Annotated in this window: 19 protein-coding genes; 8 read left to right on the top strand and 11 right to left on the bottom strand. The window is 31.9% G+C overall.

Annotation, left to right across the window (positions count from 1 at the left end):
* Positions 1-53 precede the first annotated feature (53 nt).
* The 3 genes from D6200_RS02070 to D6200_RS02060 are packed head-to-tail and all read left to right on the top strand — an operon-like array spanning position 54 to position 1,883.
* Positions 54-671: a SatD family protein gene (locus D6200_RS02070; RefSeq protein ID WP_073183670.1), complete on the top strand. Its 618-nt coding sequence runs from the start codon at positions 54-56 to the stop codon at positions 669-671.
* Positions 668-1,381 carry a DUF3307 domain-containing protein gene (locus tag D6200_RS02065; RefSeq protein WP_073183672.1) on the top strand — a complete coding sequence of 238 codons (714 nt, stop codon included), beginning with the start codon at positions 668-670 and terminating at the stop codon, positions 1,379-1,381. Before D6200_RS02070 ends, D6200_RS02065 begins: the two co-directional genes overlap by 4 nt.
* On the top strand, positions 1,371-1,883 hold the full coding sequence (locus tag D6200_RS02060; protein WP_073183674.1) for a DUF7935 family protein: 513 nt from the start codon (positions 1,371-1,373) through the stop codon (positions 1,881-1,883). The genes D6200_RS02065 and D6200_RS02060 overlap by 11 nt, the downstream gene beginning before the upstream one ends.
* A gap of 37 nt (positions 1,884-1,920) precedes the next feature.
* On the opposite strand, the gene D6200_RS02055 is transcribed toward D6200_RS02060, so the two are convergent.
* Positions 1,921-2,757, bottom strand: coding sequence for a sulfurtransferase (locus tag D6200_RS02055; RefSeq protein WP_073183676.1), 837 nt, complete (start codon positions 2,755-2,757; stop codon positions 1,921-1,923).
* A 6-nt stretch (positions 2,758-2,763) separates the two neighbouring features.
* Positions 2,764-4,089, bottom strand: a complete 1,326-nt coding sequence (locus tag D6200_RS02050) for a dicarboxylate/amino acid:cation symporter (RefSeq protein WP_047789045.1) — start codon at positions 4,087-4,089, stop codon at positions 2,764-2,766.
* Positions 4,090-4,218: 129 nt separating this feature from the next.
* Between D6200_RS02050 and D6200_RS02045 the strand changes: the two genes are divergently transcribed.
* Both D6200_RS02045 and D6200_RS02040 read left to right on the top strand, forming a co-directional pair.
* The gene (locus tag D6200_RS02045; RefSeq protein ID WP_047789046.1) at positions 4,219-4,869 is read left to right on the top strand and encodes a DUF937 domain-containing protein; all 651 of its coding nucleotides are present in this window, start codon (positions 4,219-4,221) and stop codon (positions 4,867-4,869) included.
* Between the two features lie 85 nt (positions 4,870-4,954).
* Entirely contained in the window at positions 4,955-5,260 is a 306-nt protein-coding gene (locus D6200_RS02040; RefSeq protein ID WP_073183678.1) for a DUF6787 family protein, read from the top strand.
* Between the two features lie 66 nt (positions 5,261-5,326).
* Here D6200_RS02040 and D6200_RS02035 read toward each other — a convergent pair whose 3' ends face one another.
* The 4 genes from D6200_RS02035 to D6200_RS02020 are packed head-to-tail and all read right to left on the bottom strand — an operon-like array spanning position 5,327 to position 10,996.
* Positions 5,327-6,193, bottom strand: a complete 867-nt coding sequence (locus D6200_RS02035) for a mechanosensitive ion channel family protein (RefSeq protein ID WP_073183681.1) — start codon at positions 6,191-6,193, stop codon at positions 5,327-5,329.
* Positions 6,193-8,907, bottom strand: coding sequence for a DNA gyrase/topoisomerase IV subunit A (locus tag D6200_RS02030; RefSeq protein WP_073183683.1), 2,715 nt, complete (start codon positions 8,905-8,907; stop codon positions 6,193-6,195). The genes D6200_RS02035 and D6200_RS02030 overlap by 1 nt, the downstream gene beginning before the upstream one ends.
* A 36-nt stretch (positions 8,908-8,943) precedes the next feature.
* Positions 8,944-9,138, bottom strand: a complete 195-nt coding sequence (locus tag D6200_RS02025) for a hypothetical protein (protein WP_073183686.1) — start codon at positions 9,136-9,138, stop codon at positions 8,944-8,946.
* 1 nt (position 9,139) lies between these two features.
* On the bottom strand, positions 9,140-10,996 hold the full coding sequence (locus D6200_RS02020) for a DNA topoisomerase IV subunit B (RefSeq protein WP_047789051.1): 1,857 nt from the start codon (positions 10,994-10,996) through the stop codon (positions 9,140-9,142).
* 358 nt (positions 10,997-11,354) lie between these two features.
* Here D6200_RS02020 and hutI point away from each other — a divergent pair, with 358 nt between their 5' ends.
* On the top strand, positions 11,355-12,587 hold the full coding sequence (gene hutI, locus D6200_RS02015; protein ID WP_073183687.1) for an imidazolonepropionase: 1,233 nt from the start codon (positions 11,355-11,357) through the stop codon (positions 12,585-12,587).
* A 112-nt stretch (positions 12,588-12,699) separates the two neighbouring features.
* A complete protein-coding gene (locus tag D6200_RS02010; RefSeq protein ID WP_047789054.1) occupies positions 12,700-13,707 on the top strand; it encodes a formimidoylglutamase in 1,008 nt (335 codons plus the stop codon).
* Positions 13,708-13,918: 211 nt separating this feature from the next.
* Here D6200_RS02010 and D6200_RS02005 read toward each other — a convergent pair whose 3' ends face one another.
* The gene (locus D6200_RS02005; RefSeq protein WP_159432120.1) at positions 13,919-14,620 is read right to left on the bottom strand and encodes an HU family DNA-binding protein; all 702 of its coding nucleotides are present in this window, start codon (positions 14,618-14,620) and stop codon (positions 13,919-13,921) included.
* A gap of 253 nt (positions 14,621-14,873) precedes the next feature.
* Positions 14,874-16,775, bottom strand: coding sequence for an ATP-dependent nuclease (locus tag D6200_RS02000; RefSeq protein ID WP_073183692.1), 1,902 nt, complete (start codon positions 16,773-16,775; stop codon positions 14,874-14,876).
* 321 nt (positions 16,776-17,096) lie between these two features.
* Here D6200_RS02000 and D6200_RS01995 point away from each other — a divergent pair, with 321 nt between their 5' ends.
* The gene (locus D6200_RS01995; protein WP_125064360.1) at positions 17,097-18,800 is read left to right on the top strand and encodes a hypothetical protein; all 1,704 of its coding nucleotides are present in this window, start codon (positions 17,097-17,099) and stop codon (positions 18,798-18,800) included.
* Between the two features lie 273 nt (positions 18,801-19,073).
* On the opposite strand, the gene D6200_RS01990 is transcribed toward D6200_RS01995, so the two are convergent.
* Genes D6200_RS01990 through D6200_RS01980 form a run of 3 tightly spaced genes read right to left on the bottom strand, consistent with a single transcriptional unit; the run spans position 19,074 to position 20,210 of the window.
* The gene (locus tag D6200_RS01990) at positions 19,074-19,502 is read right to left on the bottom strand and encodes a hypothetical protein (RefSeq protein ID WP_073183695.1); all 429 of its coding nucleotides are present in this window, start codon (positions 19,500-19,502) and stop codon (positions 19,074-19,076) included.
* A gap of 23 nt (positions 19,503-19,525) precedes the next feature.
* Complete coding sequence (locus D6200_RS01985; RefSeq protein WP_047789059.1) at positions 19,526-19,849, bottom strand: carboxypeptidase-like regulatory domain-containing protein; 324 nt, start codon at positions 19,847-19,849, stop codon at positions 19,526-19,528.
* A gap of 28 nt (positions 19,850-19,877) precedes the next feature.
* Positions 19,878-20,210: a hypothetical protein gene (locus D6200_RS01980; RefSeq protein ID WP_047789060.1), complete on the bottom strand. Its 333-nt coding sequence runs from the start codon at positions 20,208-20,210 to the stop codon at positions 19,878-19,880.
* Positions 20,211-20,228 lie beyond the last annotated feature (18 nt).

The following is a 20,228-nucleotide window of genomic DNA, read 5'->3' as shown; positions in this document are numbered from 1 at the left end:
GAATTATTTGGAGTTTTCAATTTGAAAAGCTATTTTTACTAAAAATTGAATACATGACAAGTGTAATTACTGGTGATATTATTAATTCTCGTGGTGTTTCTGCTGAAACATGGCTTCCTGTAATGAAAGAATCCTTCAATACTATCGGGAAAACACCAAAAACATGGGAGCTTTTTCGAGGAGATAGTTTTCAAATTGAAATTGAAAATATTGCAGAAGCTCTTCTTTTTACTTTTAAGCTAAAATCTACTATTAAAAAAATAAAAGATTTAGACATTCGTTTAGCCATTGGTATCGGTAATAAAAATTTTGATACAGAAAAAATTACCGAAGCCAACGGTGAAGCTTTTATAAATTCTGGGTATGCTTTTGATTATTTACTTAAAAAGCAAAATTTAGCTTTGAAAACTCCTTGGGAAGATATTAACGACGAGTTTGAAGTTTCTATAAGCTTAAGTTTATTAATAATGGATAATTGGACAACCAACTCAGCTGCTTTTGTGAATATGTCTCTACAAAACCCTGAGTCTACTCAAAAAATTATCGCTAAAAAACTAGCTATTTCAGAAAGTAGCGCTAGTGAACGAAGAAAACGTTCTGGGTTTGATGAAATTATGAAACTAGAAAAACGTTATAGAAAACTTATGAATCAGAAACTAACTAAAATATGATACTGTTTTTAAAACTACTCGTTGCTCATTTATTAGGTGATTTTGTGTTTCAACCTAAAAACTGGGTAAAAAACAAAGAGAAAAAGAAAATAAAATCTATTAAACTCTATGCTCACATAGGTGTTCATGCTATTTTATTACTATTATTATTACAATTCAATTCTACATACTGGAGTGTTTTTTTACTTGTAATTATTTCTCATTATTTAGTAGATCTTGGAAAACTATATTTTCAAAGAAAGAAGAACAAACGTTTATTCTTCTTTTTAGATCAGGTTTTACATATATTCTTTTTGGTTTTAGCCACATATATATATGCTCCTTTTAAAATTAGCATAAATGCTATTTTAACTCAACAAAATTTATTACTTTTTACTTGTTTAATTTTTGTCACTTATACTTCATCAATTATCATAAATACATTAATTTCTAAATGGAATCCAGAAAAAGGTAATAAATCAACAGAACAATCGTTAGCCAATGCAGGTAAGTATATTGGTTTTTTAGAACGTATATTAATTTTTGTTTTTATCGCGATTAACCAATGGGCAGGTGTTGGATTTTTACTCGCGGCAAAATCTATATTTAGATTTGGAGATTTAACAGCATCAAAAGACAGAAAACTTACTGAATATGTACTGATTGGAACTTTACTAAGTTTTGGATTGGCAATTTTAACAGGACTCGTATATTCGCATTATGGAAGATAAAATTATTGAAGGGCTTGCTTATGCCCTACCAGCACTAGTAACTGGCGGCGTAGCTTACTTAATTTTAGGCCGCTTTATTGAACAAGACAATAAAGAAAAAACATTCAATGCTTTAGTTGAAAAAAAGCGTGAAAGTTTACCCACAAAGCTACAAGCTTATGAACGTATGTTGTTATTTTGTGAGCGTATCAACCCATCAAAATTACTGTTAAGAGTAAATCCTATAGGAGATGATACTGATAACTACCTCCAACTTTTAATTGGTAATATAGAACAAGAGTTTGAACATAATTTAGTACAGCAATTATACATTTCTGATGATAGTTGGAAAGCTGTTTTAGCAGCTAAATTAGCTATTATAGCTAAACTTCGAAACACAGCAGAAAGTTCTGAAACTGCTAAAGATTTACGTGAAAATGTATTAATTGACTACTCGCAACAGGAAAGTCCCGCTAATACTGCAATCTCCTTTTTAAAACAAGAAGTAAAGAAGTTGATATAATAAAAAAAGCCTCTAATTAGAGGTTTTTTTATTTCTATTATTTTTCAACAGGCAAATCTAACCTACTTGCCCATTCTGTCCAAGAACCGTCGTATACACTATAATTAGTTTTTCCTGCCTCTTCAGCTCCTAAAGCAAGTATACATGCTGTAATTCCTGATCCACAAGAAAAAATCATTTCTTCTTTATTCGGATTCATATCTGAAAATATTTTCTGAAGCTCTTCTTTCGATTTCATCTTACCATTTAATTGCAATTCTGCATAAGGTAAGCTTTTAGAATTTGGAATATGACCTCCTCTTAAATCTTTTCTTGGTTCTGGCTCTGTAGCATAAAACCTTCCTTTTGAACGAGCGTCTAATATAACTTTATTATTAAGAGAAGCTTTTAATACTTCCTCTGTAACACTTATTTTACCCTTATTAAGATTAGCTTTGAAGTTCCCTGTTAAGAATTCTCTTTCTTTTTTAGACTCAACTGTATAACCAGCGTCTTTCCAAGCAGGTAAACCTCCGTTTAAAACTGCGACATTTTCAAAACCAAACACTTTAAACAACCACCAAACTCTAGGAGATGAGTATACTCCTAAATCATCATAAACAACAATACAGCTATCATTGTTTATTCCTAATTTTTGAACTTCAGTTTCAAAATATTTTTCTGACGGAATTGTGTTAGGATATTCTGCTTCAACATCTAAAAAGACACTCTTTAAATCAAAGAAAACAGCATCTTTAATCTGCTGTTTTTCTTTTTTATCATCTGTTTTGACTCCTACTTTCTGAATAGTTGCATCTAGAACTATTAAGTTATCTGCACTTAAATTATCGTGCAACCAATCAACAGAAACTATAGGTGATTTTACTGTAAGCATACAAGTTTATTTTACTTCATCATAATGTTCATCCCATTCATGTGGGTGTGGTTTTCCTAACTTGCCTACAGACTTCGCTACTAAAGTTGATACTGTAGCATCACCCGTTACATTGATAACTGTTCTACACATATCTAAAGGTCTATCAACTGCAAAAATTAATGCCAAACCTATGGCTAATTTATCTGCTGGAAAACCAACTGATTCTAATACGATTACTAACATTACCATTCCTGCTCCTGGCACAGCTGCTGAACCTATTGAGGCTAATAAAGCCGTTAAAATAATTGTGAGTTGATCAACAAAAGTTAAATCGAAACCTAAAGCTTGTGATATAAATACTGCTGCTACTGCTTGATATAAACTAGTACCGTCCATATTAATAGTAGCTCCTACTGGTAACACAAAACTCGATACTTCTTTATCTACTCCAATATGTTCTTCTACTCGTTCCATCGTAACTGGTAATGTTGCCGCGCTAGAACTTGTTGAAAACGCTAATAATTGTGCTGGACTTATTTGTTTTAAAAACCATAATGGGTTCTTTTTGGTAAATACACTTATTAAAACCATATAAAGTGCTACCATTAATAATAAACCTCCAATAACAGTTGCTCCATATTTTAATAATGCTAACAATAAATCAGGATCATTAGAAGTAACCACAACATTTGCTAATAATGCAAATACCGCAAAAGGTGCTGTTAACATGATTAAATCAACCATTTTTAACACAACTTCATTTAACGAATCAAAAAAGTTTTTTAATGGTGTAGCCTTTTTTTCTCCTATTAATAACATTGATATTCCTAAAATAATAGTAAAGAAAATTACTTGTAACATTGCTTTATTATTACTCATTGCTTGTATAGCATTATCTGGAACCATATCTTCCAAAAACTTAAGTGGACCACTTTCTTTTTGTTTACTCGCTTCTACTATTTTAGCTTGTACCCCTTCACTGTTTGCGTAATCTGCTGTTAATTTAGCTATTGTATCTTCTGAAATTCCTTCTCCAGGCTGTACAACATTTACCAATACTAACCCTACTGTTATTGCTATTACCGTAGTACCTATATAAATTAATATGGTACGTATACCAATGTTTTTAAATTTTGAAATATCTTTTAAATCAGAAATTCCTTTTACTAGAGAAGCAATAATTAACGGTACTGCTATTAGTTTTAATAATTTTACGAAAATTGTTCCAAAAGGCTTTATCCAGTCCGATACAAATGATGCTCCATTGTCTGTAAAGGTCATCACTAACCCAAATAAGACACCTAAAATCATTCCTATTAAAATTTGCCAGTGTAGTGCAAGTCTCTTCATATAATCTATAAATCTATTATTTTTTAACTGGCCGTAAGGTATAAAGAAATATTTAAAAAAAGTGACCTTCAGTTCGTATCTTGTGTCCAATTATTATAAACTGAGTACTAATTTTATTAAAATAACAAAATGACGGGAATTTTAGATTTATTAAATAGCGATATAGGAAAAACAATTATATCTGGTGTTGCCGGATCAACTGGGCAAGACACTAATAAAACTAGTAGTGTACTAACAATGGCATTACCTGTTTTAATGAAAGCAATGCAACGAAATGCTGCCACTCCTCAAGGTGCTGAAAGTTTAAAGAACGCATTAAATAAGCATGATGGTGGAATCTTAGATAATTTAGGTGATTTATTTAATGGTGGTGTAAATTCTGATGTTTTACAAGACGGTGGTAAAATTTTAGGTCATGTTTTAGGAAATAAACAGCAAGGAGTTGAACAAGTTATTGGTCAAAAAGCAGGAATGGATACTGGTGCTGTTGCTGATATTTTGAAAACTGCTGCTCCTATTTTAATGGGGTTACTTGGTAAGCAATCTCGTCAAGAAAATGTAAATAATTCAAGTGATTTAAGTGGACTTCTAGGTGGTTTACTAGGCGGTAACTCTACTCAAAAAGAACAAAGCTTCTTAGAACAGATACTTGATGCTGATGGAGATGGTAGTATTGTTGATGATGTAGCTGGAATGATTTTAGGTAACGCTGGTAATAATCAACAAAAATCAGGAGGACTTTTAGGTGGACTTTTAGGTGGTGTGTTTGGAAAAAAATAATTTTATTTTGCTATAATTTATAATGAACGGGGAAACATTTGTTTCCCCCTTTTCTTTTGGTTATTTTTGCAGCATATTAGTACTTATGGAAAAACTTAAACATCGTTGGGGTATAAAAAGCAATTGGGCTTTAACTGCTATTTTTATAGTTTTTGCTATAAATGGATCATTTGCAGCTTGGGTTGCTAAACCTATTACAAATTTGCTAGGGTTATCTCCTGAAACCTTAAATCCTTGGTTATATTATCCTTTAAGAATTCTACTAGTTTTTCCTATTTACCAAACAACATTACCCTTAATTGGTTGGTTATTTGGACAATTTAAGTTTTTTTGGGAATTTGAAAAGAAGTTTTTAAGTAGGTTAGGACTAGGATTTATTTTTAAGGGGTAAAAATTCTTTTTATACTACCTATAAAAATATACAAACTACTCACCTCCTCCCATAAAGAATATTTTTTTAGTTTACTCTTTTAATTATCTCATTTATATTGATTGGTATTGGTAAATGTACACCTTCTAATAGAAAGCGTTTATGCACAGCTTCTTTTAAAGCACATTTAGTTTTAAATTCTTGAAACGGTTCGTTTAACCATACATAAGCACGCATATGAATATGGTCTGGATATATATCAATAACACGAACATCTACCTGATGCACATCACTAATCACCTGGTCTGGTGTACGATAATCAATAACAGTTGGTAACTTAACAGCTTCTTCTTGTATAATTTTTCTTGCTAAATCAATATCTGCTTTTAATCCTATTTTAAAATTGTTAAAACTTAATACATGAGAGTCTTCTATGGTATGATTTAAAATAGAATCTGTACTAATTACCGAATTGGGTATAATTAACCGCTTATTCTCAAAGTTATTTATTACAGTATGTCTCAACGTTATGTCTTCAACAATACCAACTCTAGTTTCATCCAGTTTAATATAGTCTCCCACTCTAAAGGGGCGGAATATAACTATGAAAGCTCCTGCTATTAAGTTAGACAGTGCTGCTTGTGCAGCAAAACCTATAATAGCGGCTAAAATACCGGCTCCAGAAAAAATTAAAGTCGCTTTACTTCTAAAAGCAGGCACCGCCATAATTACATAAATGACACTTAAAAGTCCAATTACAAACGATACTGAATTACGTAAAAATTGAATACTTGTTCTACCAAAACGATCTTCTTTCTTGCTTTTAATAAGTTGCCAAATAATCGCTCTTACCAACCTAGAAATACCCCAAGACACTAAGAATACGACTATAATATACCCTAATGCTCCAAAAAAGGTATCTAGGTTAAAACGATATGGTAAAAACTTATCCATTAAAATAATGCTGTTTGACTTTCGTCGTCTTTATCTTTTTTCTTCTTTTGAAGTGCTCTTTCTAATGCTTTTTTTGCTTTATCTTCTTTAGACTCTACAAACGTTTTATCTTTAGGCGTAGTATCTTCTACATTCAAAGGTAACGCTTCTTCTTTAATTTCTTCTTCATCAGTTACCTCAATATCCTCTACTTTTTCCTCTTCTGGTTCTTCGTAAGGTAATGACTCTAATAAGTTTACTGTTCTTATTTTATCTGTTGTTAATTGATTTCCTTGAGCTTTAATTCCTTTAATTGCTATAAAGTCTTCAAAGTTCACTTCTATTTTTTCTAGGCTCCTTTTTGAGAAAATTACCTCTGCCATAGGACGATAATCTGTAGCTATGATTTCTAACTTCGATTTTTCATCTTCTGATATAAAAAGTTCTTCTTTATCTGGTGTTTCAACTAAGAATCGTTTTACAAAATAACGTTCTTTAACCCCGTCAAAATAAATTGCTGAAATTGGCTTATTAGGCTTCCATTTTTCTAATACAATCATATCATTTTCAAAATGCATCGCTAAATCTGGTGATACTGCTTTGATTTTTCCTGATTGAGTTGCTATTAATATTTTATCTTCTGCTTTAAACTCACCTAACAACTCTCCTCTCCCATCAACATTTAAACGTTGTACTGTATCGTCAAACCAAATTTTTCTAGGTTTTAAAGTTGAAACTCCTGCTTCTTTAAACTCTACTTTTTTAATTGAGTACTTGGTTACTAAGTTTCCTCTAACACTACGTCCTTTTATGGCTAAATCTGCAAAATCAATATCCCATTTTAATTTTTTAACACTTCCTACTGCTCTAAGTAAAATAGTTACTACCTCAGCTTCTCCATTAGAGTTAGCTGTAAAGTATAATACTTTTGATTTTGAATCTCCGTTGGCTAAGTTGTACTCTTTATCACGAGTAACTGATGTAACGTTAAAACGCTTCATATATGAAGGTCCTTTCGCTCCATCACGATATATCATGTTGTAAACTGTACGTTTATCTTTTTTCTTGAATATTGCAACATGAATAATTCCTTTTCCTACAAAGGTTTTAGAATCTACTTTCGTCACTACCATTGAACCATCTTCTCTAAACACTATAACATCATCAATATCTGCACAATCGGTAACGTACTCGTCTTTTCGTAGCGATGTTCCTATAAATCCTTCTTCTCTATTTACATAAAGTTTTGAGTTACGCATAACTACTTTGGTAGCTACGATATCATCAAAAATGCGGATTTCTGTTTTACGCTCTTTTCCTTTTCCGTATTTTGCTTTTAACTCTTTAAAATAGTCTATTGCAAAATCAATTAAATTATCTAAATGATGTTTAACCTCAGCTATTTTCTCTTCTAAACTCTCAATAAATTGTTTTGCTTTGTCAATATCGAATTTAGAGATTTTCTTAATTCTTATTTCTGTTAAACGAACAATATCTTCTTCGGTTACTTCTCTTTTTAAATGCTTAGTATGCGGTTTTAACCCTAGATCAATTGCTTCAATTACTCCTTCCCAAGTTTCTACTTCTTCAATATCACGGTAAATTCTATTCTCAATAAAAATACGTTCTAAAGAAGCAAAATGCCATTGTTCTTCTAATTCATGTAATTGAATTTCTAATTCACGTTTAAGTAACTCTACTGTAAAGTCTGTTGATTTTTTTAGAACTTCTGTTACTCCAATAAACACAGGCTTATTATCCTCAATAATACAACACAGTGGAGAAATTGAATTTTCACAACTGGTAAAAGCGTATAAGGCATCAATTGTTTTATCTGGCGATACATTAGCTGGCAGGTGCACTAAAATTTCAACATTGGCTGCTGTATTATCTTCAATACGTTTGATCTTAATTTTACCTTTATCGTTCGCTTTTAAAATGCTATCAATTAATGATGATGTGGTAGTACCAAAAGGCACTTCAGTAATTACCAACGTTTTTTTATCAAGTGCCGATATTTTTGCTCGTACTCTTACTTTTCCTCCTCGTTTACCATCGTTATAATTGGTAACATCTGCTATTCCTCCAGTTAAAAAGTCGGGTACAATCGTAAAACTTCTACCTTTTAAATATTTTACAGAAGCATCTATTAACTCGTTAAAGTTATGCGGTAATATTTTGGTTGATAATCCTACAGCAATACCTTCTGCTCCTTGAGCTAATAGTAACGGAAACTTTACAGGTAAGTTTACAGGTTCTTTTTTACGTCCGTCATACGAGGCTTGCCATTCAGTAGTTTTGGCATTGAAAACAACATCTAACGCAAATTTAGACAAACGTGCTTCAATATAACGAGAAGCCGCTGCACGGTCTCCTGTTAAAATGTTACCCCAGTTACCTTGCATATCGATTAGCAACTCCTTTTGCCCCATTTGTACCATGGCATCGGCAATTGATGCATCTCCGTGAGGGTGATACTGCATTGTGTGACCTACAATGTTTGCTACTTTATTATAGCGTCCATCATCTAAGTCTTTCATTGAATGCATAATACGACGTTGCACGGGTTTAAACCCATCTTCCATTGATGGCACTGCACGTTCTAAAATTACATATGAAGCATAGTCTAAAAACCATTCTTTGTACATACCTGTTACCTTGGTAATGGTTTCTGTACTTTCAACAGGTTTATTTAGTTCTTCGTCATGTTCGTACTTATTGTTTTCTTCACTCATGTATGAATGTTTAAACGTTTATGTTTAGGGGTAATTTTATCTCTTATTCTTTTGATTTCTCTTAGCAAACTGCATTACAAATATGAATAGTAATGCTGTAAAAATTCCTAAATAAGGAGAAATATTGTTTTCGAATGATAAGTTACTATAGTCTATCTGTGTAAACCATAGTACTAATATTATACCGAAAAGAATTGATATGATGTCAAAAAACTTTGCTGCTATTTTCATATTAATTTTCTTCTACTAAATCTAACTCAACCTTTAAGTTGTTAATAATAAACTTTTGTCTGTCTGGAGTATTTTTACCCATATAGAACTCTAACATTTGTTCTATCGACATTTCTTTGTCTAACATTACTGGGTCTAAACGAATATCATCTCCTATAAAATGGACAAATTCGTTAGGAGAAATCTCCCCTAACCCCTTAAATCGAGTTATTTCTGGTTTTCCTCTTAGTTTGTTTATCGCATCTTGCTTTTCTTCTTCTGAATAACAATAAATGGTTTCTTTTTTGTTTCGTACTCTAAATAACGGTGTTTCTAAAATATACAAATGTCCTTCTTTAATTACTTCTGGAAAGAATTGTAAGAAAAAGGTTATTAATAACAAGCGAATGTGCATACCATCAACATCGGCATCGGTAGCAATTACAATATTGTTATAACGTAAATCTTCCAGTCCGTCTTCTATATTTAAGGCTGCTTGTAATAGGTTAAATTCCTCATTCTCGTACACTATCTTTTTAGACAATCCATACGAGTTTAGTGGTTTTCCTTTTAAACTGAATACCGCTTGTGTGTTTACATTACGCGATTTGGTAATCGAACCACTTGCCGAATCTCCCTCCGTAATAAACAAGGTAGTATCTAAATATCCATCTTTTTTAGTGTCTCCAAAATGAATACGGCAATCACGTAGTTTCTTGTTGTGTAAACTTGCTTTTTTGGCGCGTTCACGAGCTAATTTTCGTATTCCTGATAGTTCTTTACGTTCTTTTTCTGCCTGTAATATCTTCTTTTGAAGTTTGTCGGCTACTTCCGTATTCTTATGTAAGTAATTATCTAACTGTGTTTTTATAAAATCATTAATATACGTTCTAACGGTTGGCAAGTCTCCTCCCATTTCTGTAGAACCTAATTTTGTTTTTGTTTGACTTTCAAAAACTGGTTCCATTACCTTAATAGAAATAGCACCGATAATTGATTTACGTACATCAGAAGCATCAAAATTCTTTCCAAAAAACTCTCGAACTGTTTTTACTACTGCTTCTCTAAATGCGTTTAAGTGCGTTCCTCCTTGTGTAGTATTTTGTCCGTTTACAAACGAATGGTATTCTTCTGAATATTGTGTTCTACTGTGTGTAATTGCTACTTCAATATCACTGCCTCGTAAATGAATTATAGGATACAACATATCTTCTTTATTGTTGTTGTCTTCCAATAAATCTTTTAACCCGTTTTCTGAATAAAACTTTTCTCCGTTAAAAACAATGGTTAACCCTGGGTTTAGGTACACATAGTTTTTTAATAGTTTAGAAATATATTCAGGACGGTACTTGTAATTTTTAAAGATGGTTTCATCAGCTATAAAGGTTACTTTAGTACCTCTACGGCGTGATGTTTCATCTAATAATTCTTGATTGGTTAAGTTTCCTTTCTCAAACTCTGCTGAAGCTGATTTACCGTCACGGTTAGACTCTACCCTAAAATAGGTTGATAACGCATTTACTGCTTTCGTACCAACTCCATTTAATCCAACTGATTTTTTAAAGGCTTTGGAGTCGTACTTTCCTCCTGTGTTCATCTTCGAAACCACGTCCACTACTTTTCCTAGCGGAATACCACGTCCGTAATCTCGCACAATTACTTTATTCCCTTGTACAGAAACTTCTATGGTTTTACCTCCTCCCATGACAAATTCGTCAATAGAGTTATCTAAAACCTCTTTAACCAAAATGTAAATTCCGTCGTCTGGAGATGATCCGTCTCCCAGTTTACCAATATACATCCCTGGTCGCATACGAATATGTTCCTTCCAATCGAGCGAGCGTATATTGTCTTCGGTATATTGTGTTTCTTGCGTCATAAAAAATTGTGTGAATTGAAGTCTGTGCTAAAATAGTATTTCGCCAGAAAAAATAAAAAACTCTGTTAATATAGTTATCAACAGAGTTCGTTTTTATTTACTAAATAGTTTGCGTTTATGAGGTTATACGTCAAATTACTTTTAGTAAGCTATAAAAACACTAAAGTTAACAACTAAACAAAAACTATTAAGTTGGTTATAGTCTAAAAACATTAAAACCTATAAGAATAAATAGTATTTAGTAAAAACAACGCTTACCTAACCTAGATGTCCTATTAACAATCCAACCAGCCTTAAAAAATGTATCATACATTGTAGTTTTTACCGTAAGTTTGTCTAACAAATTTAAGTATTCAACATGACAACTTTATTCATAAACATTAAAGAATTAATACAAATTAGAGAAACAAGCACTAAAAAAGTAGCTGGAGCTGCGATGAACATTTTACCTACTATAAAAAATGCTTTTTTATTGGTTGAAAATGGTATTATTACCGACTATGGTAGCATGAAAAAAGCTCCTATTTCTGCTGATAAAACGGTGGATTGTACTGGTAAAATGATGTTGCCTACTTGGTGCGATTCTCATACACACATTGTATATGCAGGCAATCGTGAACAAGAGTTTGTAGATAGAATTAATGGTTTGAGTTATGAAGAAATTGCCAATCGTGGTGGTGGTATTGTAAATTCGGCTAAGAAATTACAAGAAACTTCAGAAGAAGAGCTATACCAACAATCAGCAAAACGCTTAGAAGAAGTAATTGCTTTAGGTACTGGTGCTGTTGAAATAAAATCTGGTTATGGTTTAACCGTAGATGCTGAGTTAAAAATGCTACGTGTTATAAAAAAGCTACGAGAGAATTATAACGTTCCTGTAAAAGCTACTTTTTTAGGGGCACACGCCTTCCCTACTGAATACAAAAACAACAGAGAAGGATATATCAATGTAATTATTGAAGAAATGTTACCTAAAGTTGCTGAGGAAAATCTAGCGGATTTTGTAGATGCTTTCTGTGAAACGGGATACTTCTCAGTAGAAGATACCGACAGAATTTTAACCGCTGCGCAACAATACGGATTAACACCCAAAGTACACGTAAACCAGTTTACAACTATTGGCGGGGTTCAAGTGAGCATAAAACACAATGCCTTGTCAGTAGATCATTTAGAAGTAATGAACACAGAAGACATTGAAGCCTTGAAAGGAACGCAAACCATGCCTGTTGCCTTACCTTCTTGTTCGTACTTTTTAAGTATTCCATACACCCCTGCTCGTGATATTATAAATGCAGGGTTACCGTTAGCCTTAGCTACCGATTACAACCCAGGGTCTACACCATCAGGAAATATGAATTTTGTGGTAGCAACAGCTTGTATTAAAATGAAAATGACACCAGAAGAGGCTATTAATGCAGCAACTATTAACGGAGCGTATGCGATGAATTTATCAAACGAGGTTGGAAGTATTACCAAGGGAAAAAAGGCGAATTTAATCCTAACAAAAGAAATTCCTTCGTATGGATTTTTACCGTATTCCTTCGGAAGTAACTTAATCGACGCTGTATTTATCAACGGAAAAGAGGTTTAGTAAGCTAAACTATGTGTAAACTGTCATTCCGAATAGTAATAAGAAGCCGTTTAGATTTCTCCTTTCGTTACACTTTAGTTCGAAATGACGTTTTCTAAAAAAACAATACAATATGCTAACAATATTCAACGAAAAAGACATACAAGAGTTTGTTGCCCCACGTGAAGGCGAAACAAAATTAGGTGAGTGCGTTGCGGTTATCGACTCTAAAAAAGAACTACAATCAGAACTTAAAAATTCCTCTGCTTCTTTTGTTATTTTAGGAGTTCCAGAAGATATTGGTGTTCGTATGAATGGCGGAAATGGTGGTGCACACACTGCTTTTATTCCTGCTTTAAAGTCGTTTTTAAACACCCAGCAAAATCAATTTATTAATGGAAACGACATCCTAGTGTTAGGATATTTAGATTGTTTGGACGATGTATATAGTTTTGATGTTTCTGACAGAGAAAAAGGTGATTTATTAGTAAAAGCAATAGATAAAGAGCTTTCTAAGCTTATTAAAATAATTGTTGAGAGTGGTAAAACTCCTATTATCATTGGTGGTGGACACAACAATGCTTACGGAAATATTAAAGGGCTTTCTGAAGGGAAAAATCAACCTGTAAATGTGATTAACTTAGATGCGCATACCGATTTACGTCGTTTGGAAGAGCGTCATAGTGGTAACGGATTTTCGTACGCCTTACAAGAAGGCTTTATTCAAAATTACTTTATGTTCGGGTTGCATGAAAACTACACGCCTCAATATGTGTTTGAAATGATTCATGATAGTTTAAACTTAGAGTATAATACGTTTGAAGAGTTAGAAGTGTATCACACTACTTCTTTTAAAGGCGAATTACAACGTGCTGAAAGTTTTATAGAAAATGCTCCTTTCGGAATTGAAATTGATTTGGATTGTGTGCAGCATTTTCCAAGTAGTGCTATGACACCTAGCGGATTTACTCCACAACAAGCTCGTAGATTTACACATTATTTTGGAACGCTACAAAATGCTTCTTATTTACATATTTGTGAGGGAGCCCCAGCAGTTGTTAAAGATAAAATAGCTAACGGGCAAGTAGGAAAATACATTAGCTACTTAGTTTCTGATTTTATTAAGGCTAAGAGTAATTAATTACACGTTACTTCTACCATAAAGTTCAGTTTATAAAGTACTATTAAACTTGATATGTATAATGGAAATGCCTTTTCGTACCTAATGGAAAAGACATTTAGTGCCTAGTGGAAGTGATATTTGATGCCTAATAGAAACGTTTTAATAATAAATAAGCCTAATACGTTAGTGGTATAACGTATTAGGCTTTAAAAAAGAGTTACTTTTTATCTTAAGCTACAGTAACTGTAAAAGAAGAGTCAGAAACACGAATGTCTTTTAAATAAATATCAATGCTACTCGTTGCTTGCGTTTTAACTCTAACACGGTAGTTACCCGCAGTAAGGGCTGGAACTTGACCAATAATTTTCTTATAGCTGTTTTGTGCCAAATAAGAAACTTTGGTTTCTGTACCATCTTCGGCAACAAAATACAAACCAACCTCGGGTAAATCACCCGCAACTTTTAAACGCAAACCATTTAGCTCAAACAATCCGTTAGCAGATAAGGTGGTATTCGTAGTTGCCGTGGTAATATCTTTTAAATTAGTAATAACTGTGTTGGTAATAGGTGCAGTTACTTTTTGTAGCGGAATATCGTCTTTAATTTCGTTGATTAACTTTCCACTATTAAGGTTTACATGTAGTTTATGGGTATCAGGATTAAAACCATCTTCCTCGGTATCAAAAACCCCAGAAATAGAGTAGCCAATATTTAGTAAAGGTAGGTTAATGTTATCGCCTTCTTCTATCGACTCGATAATTTCTTCATAGTAAGAATTAAGCACCGCCACAATATCGGTTTTACTTACTAGGTTTCTTTTGCTCAACATTTTATCAATCAACTCGTCTTGATTAATAGTACGCTCTGTTAATATGCGTGCTGAGTAGTTGGTTTCATCGGTTAACTTGTTTTCAATTAAATAGTACTTCATCATATTGATTTTTAAATTATTTACTTTTTCTTTTAAATTCTTTTTTGGGTAGTAACAGCTAGCATACTGGAGCAATAACCAATATATGCCAAAACAATTACTAACCTTGGTGTTATTCATCACCAAACAGTCAGGTACAAGCGTACCTTTATAGCATTAACTTCGTAAAGATGTTGTAAAATTGAATGTGATATAAGTGTAGTATTTACTAGCTAATATGTAATAATATTAAGTATCATTAGATTGAATGATTCTATTTAAAAAGACTGTTAATATCCATAAAGACCTTTTCAAAATTATCTAATGTTTTCGAACTAAGGCGCTTGGAATCTACTCCTTGCTTCGTAAATGTAATAGCCGGTAAATAATGATTAAATCTATCTATTTTTAAAGCTCTGTTAATTTGAATAATTATTTGATTAATTCCCGAATTTAAGTTTGTAAGCTTTAACTCATGTTTGCCTTCAAATGCAAGGTTAAAGAGCTTCAAATAATCACTTTTTTCAAATAAGTCTTCTAAATCAGCATGACTATGTGTTTCTAGATATTCGTCAAAAAACCTTATTTTACTTTTGTGAATGATTTTGTTTTTAATTAACTTCTCAAGTTTTGCTTTCCCTTTTGCATCTGTGAAAGAATCTAATAAACAAGCTATTTGCAAATTAGATCCTCTTAAAAGAGAAATAAAGGTTGCTACTTTTTCTAGCCCTCCAGTTGGTACAATAGTAATATCGTCTCTTAAAAACTCTCTATTTTCAGATTCCAAAATTGAAGATACTGTTTGAAGAAAAACTAAATCAGAAACTCCTTCAACTAACAGGTTTTTTTGAGATACAAAAAGGTTTTGAGCAATATCATACCCAAGTGCTGCTTGTAAAGGGAAAAGAGTATTAGGATCTTTTTCTTGAATACTTTCTGATATTGTTGTTCCAGTTTTACTTTCTAGTACCGTTCTAACTCTTTCTAATTTTGTTGATGGAATCATAAAAGGAGAATGAGTAGAATAAATAATTTGATAATTATCTGATAAATCCTCTATAAAACTCAATAAATTGGCTTGAGCAGAAGCATGTAAATTTAAACCAGGTTCATCTAAAAGTAAAATGTAGTTTGAGTGAGTATCTTCTTGGATTTTTTTAAACCAAACCAAAAATGAAAAGAACCAGTTGAAACCTTTACTTCTGTTTTTCAATGGAAGCGATACTCTGGTTCTTGAATTTTTTACTCTAATATCAAGAATGTGTTCCACAATTTGTGCTCCATAACTTTTTTGTTCTATTTTTTTATCAATATCAAAAACAATTTCTAAGTTAGTATTTGTCTTCCAGTATTTAAATAATACTTCTGATATTATTGCTTCGGTGGCTTCTAACTCAGCTTTGTAATCTTCAAAATCATTTGATTGAAGTAATTCTGTTATGTTTATATCAGCTAAATCAAAAAGAGCCTTAGCTGTTTTACTATCTCCTTTTTCTAAATTGTTGTTTTGTAGTTTTTCAATACTTATTCGTGAAGGCAAAGCATAATATTCATCATAATACAAGAATTTAGGTATTTTAGATTCTAAATATTTTTGTATTATATATTCTTCAAATGATCCATTCTCAAAATAAACTTGTAAAGACTTTAATTTATCAAAATATTCTTCATGTTGGTAGGGCTGTATTACTGAAATAAATTCTTCTTGTGAAGTAATGCTTACGAGTTTCTGAATTAATGCATCTTCATTAATTTCTAGTTCCTTGCACTTGGTTGTTATGAATTTAACTGTATCAACATCAATTTGATTATAATCGGAAGTATTATCATAGTATACTGTTTTTACAATTGTAGTAGATTTAAGAATATTTTCTCCTAATTCCGCTTTAATACTACCTGATAACTCATCAGGTATTGAAAAAGTACATTTTATAGCAAACGGATTATTTTTACTTTTATCAAGTGCCTTTTTTTCTTTTCTAGGATAATCATGTGTTGTAGAGAATTTAAAAGCATCATCATTTTCAAAGTAGTTCGATTTTGCAATGGCTTCGAGTATCGAAGTTTTTCCAGACTCATTCATGCCTACTAAAATGGTAACATCATTTTCAATTTCTAATTCTTGGAGTTGTTCTATGGATTTGTATTTTTCAAATTCAACCTTTAAAAGCTTCATATTTAAATTTTTATATGTTTATTCTTTTTATGAGTATAGCAAAAAAGAGTTAGGTTATATTTATTATAAGTAAATATAAGAACCATATCCCACTCATTTCTACGGTTTCCCGCAACCTAAATTGCGGATTTCCGCAAAACATATACTATTATACATATAATTACCATTTAATAATATAACAGTTGTTATTACTAACGATATTTTACTACTTTTAAAACGTTAACACACAGTTATACAGAATTTAACACCTGTTGTACTACCAATATAAAACGAGTATAGCTGCGTATAACAACAACTAACGAACCAAACTAACTAAACATTATGAAAACTCTAAGTACCTGCTTAGCACTCTTATTTTATGTGCTTTTCGTTAACGGACAAACACAAACTATTAACTGTGAACTTGAAATAAAAAAGTTGCGTAGTACCTACGAAAACTACAACAAAACACTAGAAGAAAAGAAGCAAGAAATAGCAGAAACCAAAAAGTCGATTACCCAAGAAAGCTTAGACAAGCTTAGTACTTTAATTAAGGATAGAAAAGCGTATATAGATTCACTAAACCTTACCTATGCTAAGTTTACTAGCTATAAAAACGTGTGTACCAACATTCCTGCAGATTCAATAGCTAGTTGGTTTCCTTATAAAGAACCACCTACACGAGAAACCATAGCCAAAGAAGCTGAACAAGAAGAAACGGTAGAAGAACCTGTAACCTATAGTTATTTTAATGAAAATATAATTATTAGTGAAGATATTAACGGAGCTGAGAAGACATCTAGAGAGAAAAAGGTGTTCAATCAGGTATTAAAACAAGTAAACCAAGAAGCCTATTTTGGAGATATTACCATACCTAAAGAAGGACAGGAGTTTTGTTTTTATAAAAAGAAAAGTAGTAATGACACTATAAATAAAAGTGACCCTGTACGATTGCCATTAAAGAAATACAAGTTTAAAAAGATAGATATTGAAATACGCGATGGTAGCTTAGCTGATATTCAGGTATTGGTAGAATATAAGGGAAGTTTACTATTGTTTGAAAACTATGTAGGGGTAAGCTTTTTACGATATGGGTATTGGGCATCTGAAAACTTCCTTTTTTACTCACAAAAACAACCAACAACCAATGTTGATGAAAAAGAGTTTGAAAACCTTCGTATTCGTTTAAGTGATGTACTCATGTATAAGTATAAAATAGGAAACAACTACGTACCACACGACTTAACGTTAGAACTGCCTAAAGAAGATATTGATGGAAACAAAACCAACTTAACAGCCCCAGCAACTTATCAAATAAAACAAGATACTTACTTAGATAAAATAGTAGAACTACGTGCTTATACCGACTTTTTAGCACTCTTTGGAGAGTCTGACAACGGATTGGTGCAGTTAGAAGGAAGTGCGAAGTTTTATGTATTTCCTTTTTCAAGGCAAATCTTTAGTTCTTCAATGCAATACGAATTTTTAAAATCAATAACACCTTATGTACACTATGCTAAGTTTGAAGAAGACAAAGGTTTAGTTACCGCAACAGGTGGTGTAATAGGAAATACGTTAGACTTGGTAGAAAAACGCTTTTTAACCGTAGGTGGAGAAGTAAACTTCTTTGAAGTGTATCAAAAAAACTATCCTATGAAAATGAACTTTTTTGGTACGATAGACTATAATCTAACGAGAGTTCAAAACGATACCCAAGGAGTAGAAAACTTAAAAGCATTGAGTTATGGAGGAGGAATAAGCTTATCATCAAAACGATTTAACAACTTCGGTTTCAATTATAAATTAGGACTTCACTGGTTTGATTATAAAAGCTATAACGGGTCTAGTACTATAGATTTAGATTTTAAAGTACCTGTAGTGAAAAATCAAGCAGAAGTATTTTACCATCCTAACAAAAACCCTAATCAAGCTATTTTTGCAAGATTAGTAACCTATAATTACAAAGGAAGCGAAAGCGATGAGGCTTTTTATCAGTTTCAATTCGGGTATAAGTTCTCCTTAGGGTCAAGAACAGTAAAGAAATAAAACATAAAAAGAGGTTATTTGTTAAGAATAACCTCTTTTTATATAACAGTTTTATGAGTTTTATTAAAATCTAACAAAATTCTAATTTCATGGTGTCACCTCGAACTCTTGTCAGAGGTCTCTAGGTTATGAGTTACTCCTTTTAATAAGATTCCTCTCTATCGTTATTTGTTAACGTCATTGCGAGTGATAATGAAGCAATCTCTAAGTTTTGAGTTCTAAATAAACAGATCACTTCGTCGTATCCTCCTCGTAATGAGGATAAAAAGAAACTTATTTTAGCTTATTTAAATACACCTTTGTACTTGGCATTTCAGCTACATTTATGGTGTCTGGAATATAGCCTTCTGCCTGAAGTACTACCAAGCCTTCTCTAAACTCATATAGATTTACAGTTCCATCAATATCTGATATAATTGTATCTGTTGGTTCTCTTAGATTAATTACTTTAACGTTTTTTATCAGGGTTTCCGTAGTATTTAAAACTTGTATATTCCAAATCCCCATAAAATGCCTTCGTTGGTGATAATCTTCACTAGAGTTCCATAAATATATAATTGTTATAGAGAATGTAAAAACTGATACAATAGTAAAAGAGAGGTAAATAAGTACTTTTAAATATAGCTTTTGTTTTCTAAATCGAGAACTAAGAATTAATATTAAAGAACCTAGTGCAAATAGTATGAGGAAAATTTTTACCATGTTTTATTTATTAGAACCTAACCTTAGTCTTCTAAAGGAAGTATTGCTTTCTTCTTTAAAGTTATAGTATCTGCTTTTTTATTTAGAAATGTGTACCCTACTACTTCACCACTATGAGTCCAAACCGTTCTTACTATCTTAGTTTTATAGCCTTTTTTGGAAAAGGATAATTTAGAAATAAAGTTGATGTCTTTTTTTAATTTGAAATACCCTTTTGAATCAGATAATGTTGAATTATTAAAGTCCAATTCTTTTACTTTTACATTTGGTAAAGCTCTGTTATCTTCATCTAAAATAACCCCGTGATGAAAAAGTCTTTTTTCTTTACAGGATAATAATAAAGCCATGAAAAATATGAATAGAAGTTTTCTCATTTTATTCTTTCCTCTTCATAAATAAAGTGTCTTTTCTATGAACGAATAACGATTTATCTCCTCTTCTGTTCGCTGTATAAGGAGAAATAGTATCTGAGATATAACCTTCTTTAACAAAAATTAATTCACTAATAAAATCTGCTTTTCTATTTAGATAAAAATAGCCATCACTTTTAGAATAGGTATACTGTGAATAAGATGAGCTTTCTATTATTTTTACTTTATTTATTGGCTCTTTGTTTTCATCTAATACATAGCCGTGGTAACAATCACATAGTTCTTGTTTGCAAGAAACTGTTAAAAGTAATAATGTTAGTAATAATACGTTTTTCATTTTAGCTACATAACATGT

The organism is Tenacibaculum mesophilum, assembly GCF_003867075.1.
Lineage (GTDB): Bacteria > Bacteroidota > Bacteroidia > Flavobacteriales > Flavobacteriaceae > Polaribacter > Polaribacter mesophilus.
The sequence above is the reverse complement of the archived record's forward strand: the minus strand, read 5'-3'. Positions and strand labels throughout refer to the sequence as shown.

Excerpts from the sequence above, each read along its gene's own strand:
- D6200_RS02070 (WP_073183670.1), top strand. The coding sequence starts at position 54 with ATGACAAGTGTAATTACTGGTGATATTATTAATTCTCGTGGTGTTTCT.
- D6200_RS02065 (WP_073183672.1), top strand. The coding sequence starts at position 668 with ATGATACTGTTTTTAAAACTACTCGTTGCTCATTTATTAGGTGATTTT.
- D6200_RS02060 (WP_073183674.1), top strand. The coding sequence starts at position 1,371 with ATGGAAGATAAAATTATTGAAGGGCTTGCTTATGCCCTACCAGCACTA.
- D6200_RS02055 (WP_073183676.1), bottom strand. The coding sequence starts at position 2,757 with ATGCTTACAGTAAAATCACCTATAGTTTCTGTTGATTGGTTGCACGAT.
- D6200_RS02050 (WP_047789045.1), bottom strand. The coding sequence starts at position 4,089 with ATGAAGAGACTTGCACTACACTGGCAAATTTTAATAGGAATGATTTTA.
- D6200_RS02045 (WP_047789046.1), top strand. The coding sequence starts at position 4,219 with ATGACGGGAATTTTAGATTTATTAAATAGCGATATAGGAAAAACAATT.
- D6200_RS02040 (WP_073183678.1), top strand. The coding sequence starts at position 4,955 with ATGGAAAAACTTAAACATCGTTGGGGTATAAAAAGCAATTGGGCTTTA.
- D6200_RS02035 (WP_073183681.1), bottom strand. The coding sequence starts at position 6,193 with ATGGATAAGTTTTTACCATATCGTTTTAACCTAGATACCTTTTTTGGA.
- D6200_RS02030 (WP_073183683.1), bottom strand. The coding sequence starts at position 8,907 with ATGAGTGAAGAAAACAATAAGTACGAACATGACGAAGAACTAAATAAA.
- D6200_RS02025 (WP_073183686.1), bottom strand. The coding sequence starts at position 9,138 with ATGAAAATAGCAGCAAAGTTTTTTGACATCATATCAATTCTTTTCGGT.
- D6200_RS02020 (WP_047789051.1), bottom strand. The coding sequence starts at position 10,996 with ATGACGCAAGAAACACAATATACCGAAGACAATATACGCTCGCTCGAT.
- hutI (WP_073183687.1), top strand. The coding sequence starts at position 11,355 with ATGACAACTTTATTCATAAACATTAAAGAATTAATACAAATTAGAGAA.
- D6200_RS02010 (WP_047789054.1), top strand. The coding sequence starts at position 12,700 with ATGCTAACAATATTCAACGAAAAAGACATACAAGAGTTTGTTGCCCCA.
- D6200_RS02005 (WP_159432120.1), bottom strand. The coding sequence starts at position 14,620 with ATGAAGTACTATTTAATTGAAAACAAGTTAACCGATGAAACCAACTAC.
- D6200_RS02000 (WP_073183692.1), bottom strand. The coding sequence starts at position 16,775 with ATGAAGCTTTTAAAGGTTGAATTTGAAAAATACAAATCCATAGAACAA.
- D6200_RS01995 (WP_125064360.1), top strand. The coding sequence starts at position 17,097 with ATGAAAACTCTAAGTACCTGCTTAGCACTCTTATTTTATGTGCTTTTC.
- D6200_RS01990 (WP_073183695.1), bottom strand. The coding sequence starts at position 19,502 with ATGGTAAAAATTTTCCTCATACTATTTGCACTAGGTTCTTTAATATTA.
- D6200_RS01985 (WP_047789059.1), bottom strand. The coding sequence starts at position 19,849 with ATGGCTTTATTATTATCCTGTAAAGAAAAAAGACTTTTTCATCACGGG.
- D6200_RS01980 (WP_047789060.1), bottom strand. The coding sequence starts at position 20,210 with ATGAAAAACGTATTATTACTAACATTATTACTTTTAACAGTTTCTTGC.